Genomic DNA, 14,518 nt, shown 5'->3' with positions numbered 1-14,518 from the left:
TGGCTCCCGGCGTTCTCGGGCCGCGGCGGGCATCTACACGGCGCGCAAGGCCGGCGAGGAGTGGGAGGTCTCGACCGCGATGATCACGCGCGAGGCGCGCGACGCGTCAGACGAGCTGCACCAACGCATGCCGGCGTTTCTTGAACCAGAGCTCTAGGACCGCTGGCTCGAGCCGACGAAGTGGGATGACGCAGAAAAGGCCGACGCCATCGCGATGCTCGCCAAGGTCCGAGGAGGTCGCCTCGACAATCACAACCCGTGAGGTCGACCGGAAGGGCAACAACTCCCGGACCGTGGATCCGCAGGACCGTTCCCTCGTTGCGCCCGCCTAAGACTCGTCGACCCTAGGCCCGAAGGTCGGCTCCCCAGAGAACTCGTACTCGCCACCCGACATGCGGATGGTGACGGGGGTGGGCTCGGGGAGCTCGGCGGGAACGAACTTCTCGTCTTCAGGGTGGTGGTAGAGCCACTGACTCGCACCGAGCGCGGTATGAAGATTGAAGAACTTCTCCATCTTCGTAGTTCCGTCCTCGACTCGGTCGAACTCACCAGCCCGGACTCGCTCGACCGCGACAGCGCCGTCCCACACCGACGGGTCGCTCATGAGCAACCCGAGCTTGCGCGTCAGCGGATACGTGATGCCCCAGGCAGTCATGAAGCCCACGCCGTATGCCGGATCGTGATCAGGGCGCGCCACGAGGCTAACGGGCGTGTCAGACGTGATCAGCGAGCGGCGGTCGAAGCGAACGAGGGTCCACGGCCGACCGGAGGTGTACTTCAGGAGTTCTTTCGCAAGCTCGAGCATCTGCTGGATATGCGCGAGAGCCGTGACCTGAATCGGAGGTCCGCCCGGTTGCGTCGCCTGGTCCCACAGCTTCTCAGCGAGTTCGTCGGAGATGTCGACTCCGCGTCTGCTTTTCGCCCAGGCCTTCACGCCGTCGCGGCCTCCGTGACCGATCTCGAGCCGCGTCATCTGCGCCGCAATGTGCTCCATGTTGCGGCGCTGATCCGGGCCACGGGCAACCTGTAGCGCGACGAAGAACGCCAGCGTGCCTCGATCCTCCTCCGCGAGCGGCCAGACGCCGCACTCGATGAGCGCGAAGATGCGAGCCGCCTCTCCCTCGATCTCCGAGAGGCTCTTCTCGAACACGTCCGGACCGTCGATCGCCTCAGGAACCGTATAGAAGTTGGTCTCGCTACCGGCCTTTCGTACCGACTGGACGAAGCGCCGATCTCCCGGCAGCGCCACGGTCGCGATCTGCTCGCCGGACGCGAACCCGCGCAGGTAGAACTGGGGGACGGTGTGGTGCCTCTTCGCCGCCGTCATGCACCGAGTCTAGGAATGCCCCCCGACCCTCAGGCGCGCCCTTTAGCCCGTGGAGCAGGGATGGGACCCGCTCCCTCTAGGTCGACCGGGGGGTATGACCGGGGCGGGCCACGCCGCCGCCGGCCGAACCCGTGCCCCTAGACGATCTGTGCCCATGTGGCACTCGGGGCACCGCCAGGAGGCCGGTTCCGTGTCGCTCAGACAGAGCGACACGAGACACGCGACAGTTGGGCGTGCCCGGACCCCGTCGTCCATGGAGTCACGTTAGGCGCGTGCAACTGCAGTAGTTGAGGGTCCTCCACAGGCGACTAGATGGCTCCCAGCACTCGGTAGAGCGTGGCGCTCGAAACTTGCACCATCTCCGCGATCTCGGCGCGCGTGTGGGCTCCCGAGGCGACGAGCTTCTTGATCTGTTCGAGCTTCTTGGGCGTAACGACCGAGGGCCGTCCGCCGACCTTCCCCTGCGCCCGTGCGGAGTCGAGACCCGCTCGCGTGCGCTCGACAATCTGGTCTCGCTCGAGCTGCGCGAATGCCGCCATGATCGTGAGCATTGCCTTGCCCATAGGGCCAGAGGTCGTGATGCCCTCGGTGAGACTGCGGAAGGTGGACCCCCGCGCGTCGAAGAACTCGATGAGGTCTAGGACGTTGCGCGTGGTCCGGCCAAGGCGGTCGAGTTTCCAGACGACCACTTCGTCCCCCTTGCCGACGATGCGCTTGAGGAGTTCGAGCTCGGGGCGGTCGGCCAGCGTGCCGCTGACTCCTTCGTCGGCGAAGATCTTCTCGATCCCCGCCGCGGCCATGGCGTCGCGCTGTAGTTGTGAATTCTGGTCGCGGGTGCTGGTACGGATGTAGCCGTAGGTCGTCATGGACCAAGCCTGACGCCTCTCCTCTCAAAAGTCAGCTGTCAGAAGAAGATCTTTTGACAGTCCGTTTTGAGAGCCAGATCGGGGCCTGGGGAGTAAAGAGATCTCCTCTCACCCGTCCATCGTTTGTGACAGACGCCCCAACCGGGAGAATGCGTCTCATGAGCCGGTACGACGAGAACCCAGAACAAGCCGACGCCGAGATCGAAGCGACGCAGGAAGCAGCGCGACGAGCGGACGACGCGCTCAGCGACGCCGTGGCCCGTCAGGAGGCAGCAGAGAGCGACGTGGACGCTGAGAACGCTGCTGGCGACACAGCAGCTGCGCAGGCGGCCGCCGACCGCGTCAACTCGATCGACGACGAGATCATCCGGTTCCAGCAGGAGTTTGACGAAGCGATGGATGAGGTCGGCCGGGTGGCACGGAAGTGGGGCTTTCAGTAGCCAGGACCGACCGCCGCCGCATTCGGTAGGCGGGACGCCGTTGGCCCGCATGAGGATTACGTCGGCGGCGGCGGCCGGAGTGAGTCCCGGAGGTGTACCGCTGGCATCCGTACTGCACACCCCCGGAAGAAGAACCCAGCCCGCGCGGATGACTGACTCGAGGAGTACGCGCGGGCCGGGGGCTCAGAGATCGACCCAGTGGGCCTTTAGGGCGTCACGCTCGGAGTCGTCCAGCACAATCTCCCCGGACTCCGTGACGATACGGACGACGCCCAGGGCCAGGATGAGGACGGCGTCACCGCGCCACCGCACAACGGACGTTGAGGGCGCATAGACAGAGGTCCCCCAGGGGAGGTGGACACGGAGCGGACGCGCCTCCTCGGGTTCCTCCCACGGCTGTACGGCGTGCTCACGCTCGAGCACGCCGGCGAGGGTCTGCGAGCCGTGGCCCCAGGTCGGCGACGCGTGTACGTCAATCACGGAGGTTCCCATGATCAGAGGGTGTCCCACGATTCGAGGAGGATGCGCTGCTGTTCGGGCGTGACCAGTGCGCGGCCGCCGTCGATGAGCTGCGAGATCTCGCCTCCCGCGCGGACGTAGGCCGTCCCACTGCCCTGATTGACCTTGACCGTGGCGCGGGGAGGGAGGTCGTACGCGACGCCGTACCAGACGAGGCGGCACACCTGATCGTTGGCGACCGGCGCAGAGTTCTCCTTCTTACCCCAGGAGACGGTGGTGAGCTTGGGGAAGCGCTCTACGCCACGAAGAGGCGCGGGGTAACCGTGTCCCCCTGCAGTGCCGATGGGGCCGAATCCGTCAGCCATTCGCGGCCTCGCGCTTCAGGATGGCGTCCACGGCGAGCTGAGAGGCCGGGGAGATCGGCGGCGGCGGCGCGAAGTCGGCGGGGTCGTCGTCTCCGACCTCGCGATCGAGGTTGGCGAGGAGGCGAGCGATCTCGGCCTCGTCCGGCTCGGCGTACCGACGCATGCTCACCGGACACTCCCCGCGGTCGTCGCGGCCATGCCCGCGCGGTAGTCGGCGACGGCGTCGGCGCGCGCCTGCGCCTGGCGCTCGGCCCGCTCGAGCCGCCCGTAACGGCGCTGCTCGATGAGCGCGGCCTGATTCTCGCGCTCGATGCGACGGGCCTCCTCCTCGGCGACGTCGTCGGCGACGTCGGGATGATCGGCGAGGCGACCGGCGACCCACCGATCCGACGCGAGCGCGGCGGCGAGGAAGTCGGGGTTGGGGTGCGCGGCGATGTAGTCGTCGGTGAGCTCGAGCTCGAAACCGCGGGTGACGACGATGTGCGGAGCGACGGCACCCGGCTTGATGTGCCGCGGGTCGGGAATCGTCGCGGCGGTGCCCTTGGCGACGAACACGATGTGAGAGGGGTTCTGCTTGCTCATGATGACTCCTACTTGGTGGGGGGCTGGGCGGCGACGGCGCGGAGGTCGGCGACGAGATCGGAATGACGGCCCGCGGCCTCGAGGGCGTCGGCCCATGCGAGGACGGGGAGGGGCTGGGCGTGGATGGCGTCGACGATCGCGCTCATGAGGTCGACCCAGTTGTCGAACTCCCGCCCGAGGTCGTCGGCGCGCTCACCCAGGAGGTCGAGAATCGCCAGGCGCGACGTACGAGCTTCAGCGGTCGCCCGGATGGCGACGGAGCGGTCGCCGGTCTCGTTGGCGTCCTGTGCGATCCGCTCGAGCAGCGCCGTGTGGCGTGCCAGGGCGGCGATGTGGTCGCCAGGGGCGTCGAGGTCAATGGCCAGGCCGGCCAGCGCCGTACGGCCCCGGACGTGGCTACGAGCGTGACGCCAGAGGCTCGAGGCGGAGAAGTCATTGAGGGGCTGCGCGAGGGTCGCCCAGACCTCCGTGACGGTCGTCGTCAGGAGGGCAGCGTCAATCGTGGCCCGCTCCTCGTGGGCGCACACGCGGCACTGCTGCGGCATGAGTTCTCCTTCTTGGTCCAGGTCGGGGCGGCGTCCTCTCAGCCGAAAAACGGCACGCCGCCCCTGAGCAACCGGAGACCAGAGGAGCGGAACCGGATGCGGTGACATGACTCCCCGCACACCGGCTTTACGCCAGGAGGACAACGCCCCAGAGGTCTCCGGGTTGCCTACCCTGAACTATCGACCGCAACCGAAACTGTCTAACGCTCAACTTCGATTGGATGCGCCGGGGTGTGCGGAACTGTCGGTTCGTCGGTTCCCTAGCGACAGATCTGGATCTCTCCCGAATGCAAGACTCGACGGACCTTTTCAGCGAATGGCGAGCGCCGACCGCGACGCGGAAATATAGGCGACGCGCGCTTCTTCATAGCCCTTCGTGAAGGACCGGAGACGAACACACTCCGCGGCCTCGTCGCGCAGGGCCGCTGCGGCGCGCTCGAGCGAATCCGGTCCGAGCAGCATGACTGCGGCGTGCCCGTCCGTGATCTCGACCATGAGTTCGCGGACCTCTTGCGGCGTCCCCAGACTCCGGGGGAACTCGCCTGTCATGGCGGAGATGCGCCCGTCCTCCGTCAGCGACTCACAGATCCGGAGGAACGCGAGATGCGCTTCGAATCGTCGCTCTCGAACCCAACGCCGATGTTCGCGCCGGGATTGAATCCACGCGCCTAGGAGACCGATTACCGCGGCCCCCAGCGCGCCGACGAGCAAGGAGAGGACGGGGTCCAGACCCGCGCCGCCGTTCATGGCGAGAGGCTACCGCGCCGCTCGAACATCAGCGCGTCTCTGATGAGGCGGAGAAGAACTTCGTAGCCGTTCAGGTCGCCCAGACGGATGGACTCGAGCGCCAGGTCAAGGTCCGTCGGAGACTCGTTCATGCCGCCTCCTTCTTGATCTGCGCGCGGAGACGGCGCACGGTGGAGGGACTGCAGCCCAGCGCTTCCGCCTGAGCCTTGATCGAGCCCTTGGGCAGCATGTCGGGCGTGTACGTCGGCGACGGCTTCGAGCGGAAGCCACCAGTGGCCCGACGTGCCCAGACGCGGATGCCGCGCTCCGGGTCCCAGTAGCCCAATGCGAGCCGTGCCGTGTTCACGCAGGTACGGGCGAGCCAGTCGCGGGAAAGGTGACCGACGACGATGTCGCGAGGCTTCGACCGGCCGGGAGTGAAGCGGACCCCGACGCGATGGCCAGCGCGAAGCGCGTGCAGCTCGAGCGTGTCCGCCAGATACCCGGCATCAACCATGAGGAAGACGTCGCCCTCCTCGTCGTAGCGGCCGTGGGCATTCAGCTGCTCGAGCGCATGGGAGAGCAGCGCGCTCATGACGTGCGACTGGTACCCGTCAACGACCTTGTCGAGGTTGGCAAGGGACGGGCGGAACGTCCAAGTTCTAGTTCTTGGATTCCATCTCTTCTCGGGGATGGACAGACGCCAGTCGGCAGGATGAAGGAACGCGAGGCGGGACACAGGAGACTCCTGGGGGTAGGCGGGATGGGATGCATCCGGCCTCGAGGTGCCCGGTCCGAGAATTGGACTTCGCGTCGGTTCTATTCTCCCAGGTCGACGGGGAGCGTGTGGTGGTTTTTGCTCGGAGACGATTGTCTCCATGAGGAGGGGACTAGATGCTCTCTAGTGCCTCTACACCCTTCGGGTAGTTCTAGTTAGATGAGCCAGCCTGGAAAGACAAAAGCCGTTCGGTCGTCCCGCCAAGGTCAACCGAACGGCTCCGTCATGGCCCTTGGAAGGGATAGACCGCACGCGCTACGCCCATTGTCCCACGCGAGGCCGCAGCCCCGGGCGGAGTTTGCTCTCAGCCGAGCGTCATGCCCTTGCGCCGGTTGCAGTCGCCGCAGAGCAGCTGCAGGTTGCGCGCGGTGTTGGAGCCGCCCATGGCGAACGGGATGATGTGGTCAAACTCCAGCCCCTCCTGCGACCCACACTCGACGCACCGACCTTGGTCGCGTTGCCAGACCTCGATGCGGACTTCTTGGGGGATGCGCTCCCGCTGCCGAGGCTTGTCCAGCTGCTCTGTCATGGCTTGAAGCGCGTGTGCCTTCTCGAGGGCGAGCCGGCGAGTGTTCCTCTCCTGGTTGACGAGGGCTTTGACGTCGATTGGAGTCAGACCGTCGTCGGAGGCCAGGAAGACGACACCTCCGACCAACCAGAGGACGAAGAGCACTTCGTCCTCGTCGTAGTCGTCCTCCGAAGCGCCGACATCGCCTGCCGTTGCCGCCAACCGGAACGGGAGTTCATAGGACGAATCCCAATCGCTGGCCGGGACCAACCACTCTGCCTCACGCTTTGGGTTGTTCTTGCCGCCTTTGATTGGAAGACCTGAGACGGTCAGTCTCGTCGCGTCACCCTCGCTGCGGAGTCTCTTCTCGTCCTTCTTGAATCGGCTCCTCTCCCACACGAAATATGACTCGAGGCGCTTCCCCTCGCGATCGGCTTCCGATTGGCGTCGTGCAAGAAACTCGTTCTGCTCCTGGACCTTCTTTGAGAGAGCGTTCAACTCGAACTTCGAGGCGAGTGGTTTCAAGAACTTCACGTCGCCAGTGTGCCAGGGCCGTCCGTCGTGGCTGCCGATCATCCCGCCTTGACCATGCTGGAAAGCTCAGCCCCTGCAGCCCTGGCGACTGTTGAGTCCCGGTCCTGGGCCGCATGCTGGTAGCGCAGCGCCGCATTGGCGCTCGTGTGGCCTCCGCGGTGCATCGTCTCCGCAAGCGTCGCGTACGCAGCCACCAGGGTCAGGCCGGTGTGCCGAACGTCGTGCATGTGAGCCCACGGCAGCCCAGCGGCGGCGCGGGCGCGGTTCCAGTTCTCGCGAAGAGCGCTCCGAGAGATCCGGCCATACCGTCCGGTGAACAGAGGTGTCTTGGGGAGGGCTGCCCGACTGGCGACGTGGTCACGCAACATCGACAGCGCCGGTTCGAGAACTTCGATGGTGCGAACCTTCCGCGTCTTCGTCTCGCGCAGTTCGACTCCTCCGCGCTGCGGGCTCGCCTGACGCTGGATCGTCAACTTGCCCTCCTTCGGGTCGAAGTCGCCGACCTCGAGCCCAACGAGCTCGCCCAGCCGAAGGTGAGCGCCCAACATGAGCCAGAACATCACGCGGTAGCCCTCGGGCATGCGCTCGACGATCGACAGGTACTGCTCAACCGACAGGTACGGGCGCGGCGTCGAACCGTCGCGGAAGCCGTTCTCGATCGCGCAAGGGGACGTGCGAATCATGTCCCAGCGGACCGCGGCACGCATGGCACCGGACAGCAGCGTGTACGCGTTGCGCCGCACCTGAGTACCAACCTTTGCGCGAGCCATGCGCGCCCACCACTGCTCGACGGTCAGCTGCGTGATGGCCTTCAGCCGCAAGTGACCGAACGTCGGAAGAAGGTGCTTGAGCGACGAGCGGTATCCGCTCATCGTCGTCGGCTGCAGGTCGGCGGACTTGGTCTCGAGGTACGCCTCGATGTAGTCAGCAAAGGTCTGGCTCCCGGCGTCCGGGTCGATCCAATCGCCGCGGTCAATCCCGGCCTCGATCTTCGCCAGCGCGGACTTCGCGTCGCGTGCCTTCGCGAAGGTGCCCGCGGTATGCCGACGCCCGTTGGCATCGAGGTAGCGGGCCTGAAACTTGCCGGACGGCAGCTCGCGAACGGTGCCGAAGTGGCTCCGAGTCATCAGCGGTTCTCCTAGGGGGTCGTCCCTCCTTCGGATGGCTGCTGGTGAGGCCATTTTATCGAGAGAGGGCAGCGCACAGGAAACTGGGGTTCCAGTCGCCTCGGGCACGACCAGGGCACGGAGCCGATCTGACGACCGATCTTCGAGACTCGGAGAGGACCGCTAGAAAGAGGAAAAGCCCTGCTCTCGCAGGGCTTCTCTCTGGCGGTACCGGTGGGATTTGAACCCACGGAGGCTATGAACCTCACATGTTTTCGAGACATGCTCCTTCGGCCGCTCGGACACGGTACCGCCGACGAGCTTAGACCAAGTTCGGGGCGTCGCTTTCCCGGCGGTTCCATAGGTTCGCCCAACACTCCCCCGAGGCGGCGGCTCGAATCTCGTGGACATGGCAGACAAGAAGAACACCGAGGTGCCCCCGGCTTCCGAGCCGGCCGCACCCGTGCAGGAAGCCGCTCCGGTGGTCGTCACCCAGAAGCGACGGTGGGTGTTGCCGCTGATCTCCGCGCTGGTGGTCGTCGCGGCGCTCGTCGTCGGCGGGATCGGCGGGTTCGCGATCGCGACCGCGACGCAGGCCGGCGGGCGGCCCGCGATCGAGCAGGGTCAGTTCCCCGGCGGCCCCGGTCAGCAAGGGGGAACCCAGCAGGGTCCCGGCCAGGGTGACGGCCAGGACGGCGAGCGCCCGGAGCCGCCGAGTGATTCGACCGACGGCGACTCCACGGAGGGCTGACCTCCCCCGAAGAACTCGTGGCACCCGGATCACCCCCGGGTGCCACGAGTCGTCTCAGGCCTGCCCGGTCAGGCCGGCGGTCGAATCGACAGCGGGGCGGCCTCCGGGTGGTTCAGGTCGAACGCGGGAGACTCCGACCGGATGCGCGGGATCTTCACGAAGTTGTGCCGCGGGATGGGGCTCGCCGTCGCCCACTCCAGCGAGCGACCGAAGCCCCACGGATCGGCGAGGCCCACCTTCGGCGCGCGGCGCCAGGTGATGACGAGGTTCAGCACGAACGGGATCATCGCGACGGCCATCAGCGCCGACCCGACCGTCGAGATCTCGTTCATCCAGGTGACGCCGTCCGACTCGAGGTAGCTCCAGTAGCGCCGCGGCATCCCCGACACCCCGATCCAGTGCTGGATCAGGAACGTCGTGTTGAAGCCGATGAAGAGCAACCAGAACGTCACCCTGCCGAGCGTCTCGTTGAGCATCCGGCCGGTCATCTTCGGCCACCAGAAATGGATGCCCGCGAACCCGGCGAAGACGACCGCTCCGACCAGCACGTAGTGGAAGTGGGCGACGACGAAGTAGGTGTCGGACACGTGGAAGTCGAGCACGGGCGACGCGAGAATGACCCCGGTCAGCCCGCCGAAGACGAAGTTCACGAGGAAGCCGACGGCGAAGAGCATCGGCGTCTCGAAGGTGACCGAGCCGCGCCACATCGTGCCGACCCAGTTGAACACCTTCACGCCCGTCGGCACCGCGATGAGCATCGTCAGGATCGAGAAGAACGGCAGCAGCACCGACCCGGTCACGTACATGTGGTGCGCCCACACCGTGATCGACAGGGCGGCGATCGCGATCGTCGCGTAGATCAGCGTCTTGTAGCCGAAGATCGGCTTGCGGCTGAACACCGGGATGATCTCGCTGACGATGCCGAAGAACGGCAGCACGATGATGTACACCTCCGGGTGACCCCAGAACCAGAACAGGTGCTGCCACATCAGGGAGCCGCCGTTGGCGACGTCGTAGATGTGCGCCCCGAAGATGCGGTCCGCCATCGCCGCGAAGAGCGCCGCCGCGAGCACCGGGAACGCGATCAGGATGAGGATCGACGTCACGAACGTGTTCCAGGTGAAGATCGACATCCGGAACATCGTCATCCCCGGAGCCCGCATCGTCATCACCGTCGTGACGAAGTTGACGGCCGCGAGGATCGAGCCGAAGCCCATCAGCGAGACGCCCGAGAACCACAGCGTGTTGCCGAGCGAGGGCGAGAAGGTGTCGGAGGCGAGCGGGAAGTAGGCGGTCCAGCCGAAGTCGGCGGCGCCCTGCGGGGTGAGGAGCCCGCCGGCCACGATGAGCGCACCGAACAGGAACAGCCAGAACGAGAACGCGTTGAGCCGCGGGAAGGCGACATCGGGCGCGCCGATCTGCACCGGCATGACGACGTTCGCGATGCCGGTGAAGAAGGGCATCGCGAACAGCAGCAACATGATCGATCCGTGCATCGTGAAGAGCTGGTTGTAGACCTCCGCCGACACGATCGCGAGACCGGGGGCCGTCACCTGGGCTCTGATGAGGAGGGCCATCAGGCCGCCCACCCCGAAGAAAACCCCCGACGAGATCAGGTACAGGTAGCCGATCCTCTTGTGGTCGGTCGTGGTCAGCCAGCCCACGATCGACCCGCCCGTGCGGGTGACGACGGGGGTTCCGGGGGTCGCCACGGTCTGCTCCGGCACGAACGGCTCCTTCTGCGCGACCGTCGGGGCGCCCGCGCACTCGAAATCTAGGCATGCCGAGCCCGCCTCACAGGGGCCGAAAGTCCCCCTGATCCCCCACCGCCGCGCGCCGACGACCGGCGTCGGATGCCCGGCCTAGGCTGACCGCATGGCCCGCCCCACCGTTCCCGGATTCGCCTGCCGGGAGTGCGGCTGGACGACCAACAAATGGGTCGGCCGCTGCGGCGAGTGTCAGGTCTGGGACTCCCTCGTCGAGCAGGGCGCCCCGACGCAGAAGGTCACCGCGGTCGCCGTGAGCGAGGCCCGCGCCGCCCGGCCGATCACGCAGATCGGCACCGAGGAGAGCACGCACCGCCCGAGCGGCATCGGCGAGTTCGACCGGGTGCTCGGCGGCGGGCTCGTGCCCGGCGCCGCCATCCTGCTCTCCGGCGAACCGGGTGTCGGCAAGTCGACGCTGCTGCTCGAGGTCGCCGCGCGCATCGCCCAGCGCGGCGCACGGGTGCTGTACGTGAGCGCCGAGGAGTCGGCGTCGCAGGTGCGGCTGCGGGCCGAGCGCACGGGCGCCCTCAGCGACGAGCTGTACCTCGCGGCCGAGACCGATCTCGCGACGATCCTCGGCCAGGTGGATGCCGTGAAGCCTCGGCTGCTCATCGTCGACTCGGTGCAGACGGTGTCGTCGGCGATGTCCGACGGAGCGCCGGGCCAGCCCGCGCAGGTGCGCGAAGTCGCGGGAACCCTCATCCGCGTCGCCAAGGAGCGCAACCTGCCCCTGCTGCTCGTGGGGCACGTCACGAAAGACGGCACGATCGCCGGGCCGCGCATGCTCGAACACCTCGTGGATGTCGTGTGCAGCTTCGAGGGCGACCGGCAGACCGCGCTGCGTTTCGTGCGCGCCCTGAAGAACCGGTTCGGCCCGACCGACGAGGTCGGCTGCTTCGAGATGACCGGCGACGGCATCGCCGAGGTGCCCGACCCCTCGGCGCTGTTCCTCTCCCGATCGTCCACCCCGGTGAGCGGCACCTGCGTCACGATCGCGCTCGAAGGCAAGCGCGCGATCCCGGTCGAGGTACAGGCGCTCATCGTCGGCACGACCGCCCCCCAGCCGCGACGGGTCGTGAACGGCGTCGACTCGGCCCGCGTCGCGATGATCCTCGCCGTGCTCGAACGCCGCTGCGGACTTCGGATGTCGACATCCGATGTCTACGTCTCGACCGTCGGCGGCATGCGGCTCACCGAACCGGCCACCGACCTCGCGATCGCGCTCGCCATCGCGTCGGCGGTGAAAGACATCGCGCTACCGCAGACCCTCGCGGCGGTCGGCGAGATCTCGCTCGCCGGCGAGATCCGCCCGGTCGCCGCCGCGCGGCAGCGGCTCAGCGAGGCGAAGCGCCTCGGCTACTCGCAGGTGGTCGACGGGGATGCGGGATCGGTGCACTCCGCGATCGGCATCGCGTTCGCCGCCGCCCCCTCCGAGCGCGCGGCCGTCCCCGCCTTCTGACTAAGAGCCCGCCCGCGGGTTGAGTGCCGCGCGCAGCGCGGTGTATCGAAACCCCCACGTCGCCCATGCCTGGTTTCGATACACCGGCCTTCGGCCGGCACTCAACCCGCGACGGAGGTCAGTTGAGGATGAAGGGGGTGTCCTCGGCGGATTCGACCTCGCCGAGGGTGACGCTCAGGCGGTAGGTGGCTCCCCCGGCGATGACCTCCGGCCGACCCGTGGTGCAGGTGTCGGGGGCAGAGCGGGTGCGGTCCCAGGCGAACGGCGTCGTCGTGAGCGTGACGTTCGGCTCGAGCAGCTGCTCCAGTTCCGCGCCGCCCTGCTGGCAGTCACGGGAGTTCCAGATCGGGTCGGACCCGCTGACGATCGAGTACGTCTGCGCGAGCGGGCCGACGTCGAAGGTGCAGGCGACGGCGCCCGTGTTGGTGATCGACATCGAGATCATCGGCTGCACACCCGCGGCGTAGCTGCTGGAGTCGGTGACCGGCACGATGACGATCGTCGCCGGGTTGCACGCCTCGCCCTCGTCGACGGGGGCGGCCGAGTTGGTGGCGGGCGTCGACGGCTTCGGGGTCTCCCGGCCGGCGTTCTCGGCACCGGGGCGCACGACGATCAGCACGATGATGACGACGACCGCGATCAGGCCCAGCAGCACCACGAGGCGGCGCCGCCAGTAGACCGCCGCGGGCTGCGGCCCGACGGGGTTGCGCACGCTCGACATGCCGCCAGGGTAAGCCAGCGACCGGTCAGCTACGGGTCGGCGCGCCCGCGTGCAGGAGCCTCACCAGCTCGTCCTCCGCGCCCGTCGCGGTGACGACCCGCAGCACGAGTTCGTCGACGACCCCGAACGCCTCCACCGATCCCGGCACGGTGAGGTCGATCGTCGTGTCCATCGGGTCGATCCCGAGGCGGTCGAAGTTCGCCGCGTACTGCGGGAACGAGGCGTAGCGCGCGGCCTCGGCGGCGAGAGCGGGTCGGGCCTCGGGCGAGGCGATCGAGCGCGCGTACAGCACGCCTTCCGCGCGGCGCTCACCCGCGTCCTCGCGCAGCCGGGCCATGGCATCCGCCGCAGTCGCCGGGGTGAGCCAGTTGAAGAGGATGCCGTCCGCGATCCGCGCGGCGAGGGCGCGGGCGCGCGGGCCGAGGGCTCCGATGAAGACGGGAGCGTCGCATCCCTCGCGGAGCTCCGCCACCCCGCGCTCGAGCAGGGCCAGGCCGCGTTTCGCCTGCCCGCTGCCGACGCCGACGTGGACCCGCTCGGTCGGCAGGTCGTGCACCCGGTCGGCGATCTCGGCGCCGCTCTGCCGGTCGAGCGGGATGACGCCCGCCCCGAGCCGCAACGTCGAGGTCACCTCGGCGGCGACGGCGAGCGCCGCGAGGGCATCCCCGCCCGGGGTGTCGTTGACCCAAAGTGTGCGGTACCCGGCGGCTTCCACGAGCGGTGCGATCCGGCGCACCGTCTCGGCCGACGTCGAGCCGGCGATGCCGATCGACCGCTGTGTCACAGCCGCTTCAGCATCCGGGTGTTGCCGAGCGTGTTGGGCTTCACCCGCGACAGGTCGAGGAACTCCGCGACGCCTTCGTCGGGCGAGCGCACGAGTTCCGCGTAGACGTCGGGCGACACGATGCTCTCCTCGATCGGGGCATAGCCGTTGCGGCCGAAGAAGGCGGTCTCGAAGGTGAGGCAGAACAACCGCGAGAGCCCCAGATCGCGGGCCTCCGACTCGAGCCGGTTGAGGATCGCATGGCCCACGCCGCGGCCGCGCCAGGCGTCCGAGACGGCGAGGGTGCGCACCTCGCCGAGGTCCTCCCACATCACGTGCAGGGCCCCGCAGCCGATGAGGCTGCCGGTCGCGTCCTCCGCCACCCGGAACTCCTGCACCGCCTCGTAGAACACCACGCGGTCCTTGCCGAGCAGCACGCGGCTCTCGACGAGCGGTGCGATGAGGGTCTCGATCTGCGGGATGTCGCCGGTGCGGGCCCGCCGCACCTCGAATTCGGTCACCCGCCCGACTTTACCGCCGCGCGACGAGCATCCCCGAGGAGCGCGGCGCGACCGCTCGGGGCAGCCCCGGGGAGTTCCGTCGGGCGAAGACGATCGAGCGCTGCACCGCGAACGAGACGACGTACAGCGCGACTTCCGTGACGACCTTCGCCGCGAGCAGCGGGATGCCCGCCGCGGTCAGCACCGACAGCCACACGTAGTTGGCCACGAGCAGCGCGACGGCGAGCGCCGCGTACTTCAGTGCCGCCCGCACGACCGGCGTGCCCGGACCCAGGATGCGGCGGTTGAGCGCGAAGTTCGC

20 protein-coding genes, 1 tRNA gene and 1 pseudogene are annotated in these 14,518 nt (G+C 67.8%); 4 read left to right on the top strand and 18 right to left on the bottom strand.

Features of this window, described 5'->3' with window-relative positions; translation table 11 throughout:
* Window positions 1-31: 31 nt before the first annotated feature.
* Complete coding sequence (locus ACILQS_RS11975) at window positions 32-157, top strand: hypothetical protein (RefSeq protein WP_395640357.1); 126 nt, start codon at window positions 32-34, stop codon at window positions 155-157.
* A 171-nt stretch (window positions 158-328) separates the two neighbouring features.
* Here ACILQS_RS11975 and ACILQS_RS11970 read toward each other — a convergent pair whose 3' ends face one another.
* The gene (locus ACILQS_RS11970; RefSeq protein WP_395640355.1) at window positions 329-1,327 is read right to left on the bottom strand and encodes a DUF4238 domain-containing protein; all 999 of its coding nucleotides are present in this window, start codon (window positions 1,325-1,327) and stop codon (window positions 329-331) included.
* Between the two features lie 308 nt (window positions 1,328-1,635).
* On the bottom strand, window positions 1,636-2,193 hold the full coding sequence (locus tag ACILQS_RS11965) for a recombinase family protein (RefSeq protein WP_395640354.1): 558 nt from the start codon (window positions 2,191-2,193) through the stop codon (window positions 1,636-1,638).
* A 158-nt stretch (window positions 2,194-2,351) separates the two neighbouring features.
* Here ACILQS_RS11965 and ACILQS_RS11960 point away from each other — a divergent pair, with 158 nt between their 5' ends.
* On the top strand, window positions 2,352-2,633 hold the full coding sequence (locus tag ACILQS_RS11960; protein ID WP_395640353.1) for a hypothetical protein: 282 nt from the start codon (window positions 2,352-2,354) through the stop codon (window positions 2,631-2,633).
* A 183-nt stretch (window positions 2,634-2,816) separates the two neighbouring features.
* Here the strand turns inward: ACILQS_RS11960 and ACILQS_RS11955 are convergent, their stop codons facing one another.
* From ACILQS_RS11955 to ACILQS_RS11905, 11 genes are all read right to left on the bottom strand, one after another.
* A complete protein-coding gene (locus tag ACILQS_RS11955) occupies window positions 2,817-3,125 on the bottom strand; it encodes a hypothetical protein (RefSeq protein WP_395640352.1) in 309 nt (102 codons plus the stop codon).
* A gap of 2 nt (window positions 3,126-3,127) precedes the next feature.
* The gene (locus tag ACILQS_RS11950; protein WP_395640351.1) at window positions 3,128-3,457 is read right to left on the bottom strand and encodes a hypothetical protein; all 330 of its coding nucleotides are present in this window, start codon (window positions 3,455-3,457) and stop codon (window positions 3,128-3,130) included.
* Window positions 3,450-3,626 carry a hypothetical protein gene (locus ACILQS_RS11945; RefSeq protein ID WP_395640350.1) on the bottom strand — a complete coding sequence of 59 codons (177 nt, stop codon included), beginning with the start codon at window positions 3,624-3,626 and terminating at the stop codon, window positions 3,450-3,452. Before ACILQS_RS11945 ends, ACILQS_RS11950 begins: the two co-directional genes overlap by 8 nt.
* Window positions 3,623-4,039, bottom strand: coding sequence for a hypothetical protein (locus ACILQS_RS11940; RefSeq protein ID WP_395640349.1), 417 nt, complete (start codon window positions 4,037-4,039; stop codon window positions 3,623-3,625). The genes ACILQS_RS11945 and ACILQS_RS11940 overlap by 4 nt, the downstream gene beginning before the upstream one ends.
* A gap of 8 nt (window positions 4,040-4,047) precedes the next feature.
* On the bottom strand, window positions 4,048-4,584 hold the full coding sequence (locus ACILQS_RS11935; protein ID WP_395640348.1) for a hypothetical protein: 537 nt from the start codon (window positions 4,582-4,584) through the stop codon (window positions 4,048-4,050).
* Between the two features lie 309 nt (window positions 4,585-4,893).
* A complete protein-coding gene (locus ACILQS_RS11930; RefSeq protein ID WP_395640347.1) occupies window positions 4,894-5,331 on the bottom strand; it encodes a hypothetical protein in 438 nt (145 codons plus the stop codon).
* Complete coding sequence (locus tag ACILQS_RS11925; RefSeq protein WP_395640346.1) at window positions 5,328-5,462, bottom strand: hypothetical protein; 135 nt, start codon at window positions 5,460-5,462, stop codon at window positions 5,328-5,330. The genes ACILQS_RS11930 and ACILQS_RS11925 overlap by 4 nt, the downstream gene beginning before the upstream one ends.
* Window positions 5,459-5,905: a hypothetical protein gene (locus ACILQS_RS11920; protein ID WP_395640345.1), complete on the bottom strand. Its 447-nt coding sequence runs from the start codon at window positions 5,903-5,905 to the stop codon at window positions 5,459-5,461. Before ACILQS_RS11920 ends, ACILQS_RS11925 begins: the two co-directional genes overlap by 4 nt.
* Window positions 5,906-6,392: 487 nt before the next feature.
* A complete protein-coding gene (locus ACILQS_RS11915; protein WP_395640344.1) occupies window positions 6,393-7,130 on the bottom strand; it encodes an HNH endonuclease in 738 nt (245 codons plus the stop codon).
* Window positions 7,131-7,168: 38 nt separating this feature from the next.
* On the bottom strand, window positions 7,169-8,257 hold the full coding sequence (xerC, locus tag ACILQS_RS11910; RefSeq protein WP_395640343.1) for a tyrosine recombinase XerC: 1,089 nt from the start codon (window positions 8,255-8,257) through the stop codon (window positions 7,169-7,171).
* A 202-nt stretch (window positions 8,258-8,459) separates the two neighbouring features.
* Window positions 8,460-8,548, bottom strand: a tRNA-Ser gene (locus tag ACILQS_RS11905).
* Window positions 8,549-8,645: 97 nt separating this feature from the next.
* Between ACILQS_RS11905 and ACILQS_RS11900 the strand changes: the two genes are divergently transcribed.
* Window positions 8,646-8,987 carry a hypothetical protein gene (locus tag ACILQS_RS11900; protein WP_395640342.1) on the top strand — a complete coding sequence of 114 codons (342 nt, stop codon included), beginning with the start codon at window positions 8,646-8,648 and terminating at the stop codon, window positions 8,985-8,987.
* A gap of 68 nt (window positions 8,988-9,055) precedes the next feature.
* On the opposite strand, the gene ctaD is transcribed toward ACILQS_RS11900, so the two are convergent.
* A complete protein-coding gene (ctaD, locus tag ACILQS_RS11895) occupies window positions 9,056-10,699 on the bottom strand; it encodes a cytochrome c oxidase subunit I (RefSeq protein WP_395640356.1) in 1,644 nt (547 codons plus the stop codon).
* A gap of 163 nt (window positions 10,700-10,862) precedes the next feature.
* Between ctaD and radA the strand changes: the two genes are divergently transcribed.
* On the top strand, window positions 10,863-12,212 hold the full coding sequence (gene radA, locus ACILQS_RS11890; protein ID WP_395640341.1) for a DNA repair protein RadA: 1,350 nt from the start codon (window positions 10,863-10,865) through the stop codon (window positions 12,210-12,212).
* A 118-nt stretch (window positions 12,213-12,330) separates the two neighbouring features.
* On the opposite strand, the gene ACILQS_RS11885 is transcribed toward radA, so the two are convergent.
* The 4 genes and pseudogenes from ACILQS_RS11885 to ACILQS_RS11870 form a co-directional block, all read right to left on the bottom strand.
* Complete coding sequence (locus tag ACILQS_RS11885; protein WP_395640340.1) at window positions 12,331-12,933, bottom strand: hypothetical protein; 603 nt, start codon at window positions 12,931-12,933, stop codon at window positions 12,331-12,333.
* A 25-nt stretch (window positions 12,934-12,958) separates the two neighbouring features.
* Window positions 12,959-13,717 carry an LLM class flavin-dependent oxidoreductase gene (locus ACILQS_RS11880; RefSeq protein WP_395640339.1) on the bottom strand — a complete coding sequence of 253 codons (759 nt, stop codon included), beginning with the start codon at window positions 13,715-13,717 and terminating at the stop codon, window positions 12,959-12,961.
* The gene (locus tag ACILQS_RS11875) at window positions 13,714-14,217 is read right to left on the bottom strand and encodes an amino-acid N-acetyltransferase (RefSeq protein ID WP_395640338.1); all 504 of its coding nucleotides are present in this window, start codon (window positions 14,215-14,217) and stop codon (window positions 13,714-13,716) included. The genes ACILQS_RS11880 and ACILQS_RS11875 overlap by 4 nt, the downstream gene beginning before the upstream one ends.
* A 10-nt stretch (window positions 14,218-14,227) precedes the next feature.
* Window positions 14,228-14,518, bottom strand: a pseudogene (locus ACILQS_RS11870) (hypothetical protein); the annotation flags it as partial.

Source organism: Pseudolysinimonas sp. (assembly GCF_044239695.1).
Classification (GTDB): domain Bacteria; phylum Actinomycetota; class Actinomycetes; order Actinomycetales; family Microbacteriaceae; genus Pseudolysinimonas_A.
This window is presented reverse-complemented; position numbering and strand designations above follow the sequence as displayed.

Coding starts and splice junctions, on each gene's coding strand:
- ACILQS_RS11970 (WP_395640355.1), bottom strand. CDS start 1,327: ATGACGGCGGCGAAGAGGCACCACACCGTCCCCCAGTTCTACCTGCGC.
- ACILQS_RS11965 (WP_395640354.1), bottom strand. CDS start 2,193: ATGACGACCTACGGCTACATCCGTACCAGCACCCGCGACCAGAATTCA.
- ACILQS_RS11960 (WP_395640353.1), top strand. CDS start 2,352: ATGAGCCGGTACGACGAGAACCCAGAACAAGCCGACGCCGAGATCGAA.
- ACILQS_RS11955 (WP_395640352.1), bottom strand. CDS start 3,125: ATGGGAACCTCCGTGATTGACGTACACGCGTCGCCGACCTGGGGCCAC.
- ACILQS_RS11950 (WP_395640351.1), bottom strand. CDS start 3,457: ATGGCTGACGGATTCGGCCCCATCGGCACTGCAGGGGGACACGGTTAC.
- ACILQS_RS11940 (WP_395640349.1), bottom strand. CDS start 4,039: ATGAGCAAGCAGAACCCCTCTCACATCGTGTTCGTCGCCAAGGGCACC.
- ACILQS_RS11935 (WP_395640348.1), bottom strand. CDS start 4,584: ATGCCGCAGCAGTGCCGCGTGTGCGCCCACGAGGAGCGGGCCACGATT.
- ACILQS_RS11930 (WP_395640347.1), bottom strand. CDS start 5,331: ATGAACGGCGGCGCGGGTCTGGACCCCGTCCTCTCCTTGCTCGTCGGC.
- ACILQS_RS11925 (WP_395640346.1), bottom strand. CDS start 5,462: ATGAACGAGTCTCCGACGGACCTTGACCTGGCGCTCGAGTCCATCCGT.
- ACILQS_RS11920 (WP_395640345.1), bottom strand. CDS start 5,905: ATGAGCGCGCTGCTCTCCCATGCGCTCGAGCAGCTGAATGCCCACGGC.
- xerC (WP_395640343.1), bottom strand. CDS start 8,257: ATGACTCGGAGCCACTTCGGCACCGTTCGCGAGCTGCCGTCCGGCAAG.
- ACILQS_RS11900 (WP_395640342.1), top strand. CDS start 8,646: ATGGCAGACAAGAAGAACACCGAGGTGCCCCCGGCTTCCGAGCCGGCC.
- radA (WP_395640341.1), top strand. CDS start 10,863: ATGGCCCGCCCCACCGTTCCCGGATTCGCCTGCCGGGAGTGCGGCTGG.
- ACILQS_RS11885 (WP_395640340.1), bottom strand. CDS start 12,933: ATGTCGAGCGTGCGCAACCCCGTCGGGCCGCAGCCCGCGGCGGTCTAC.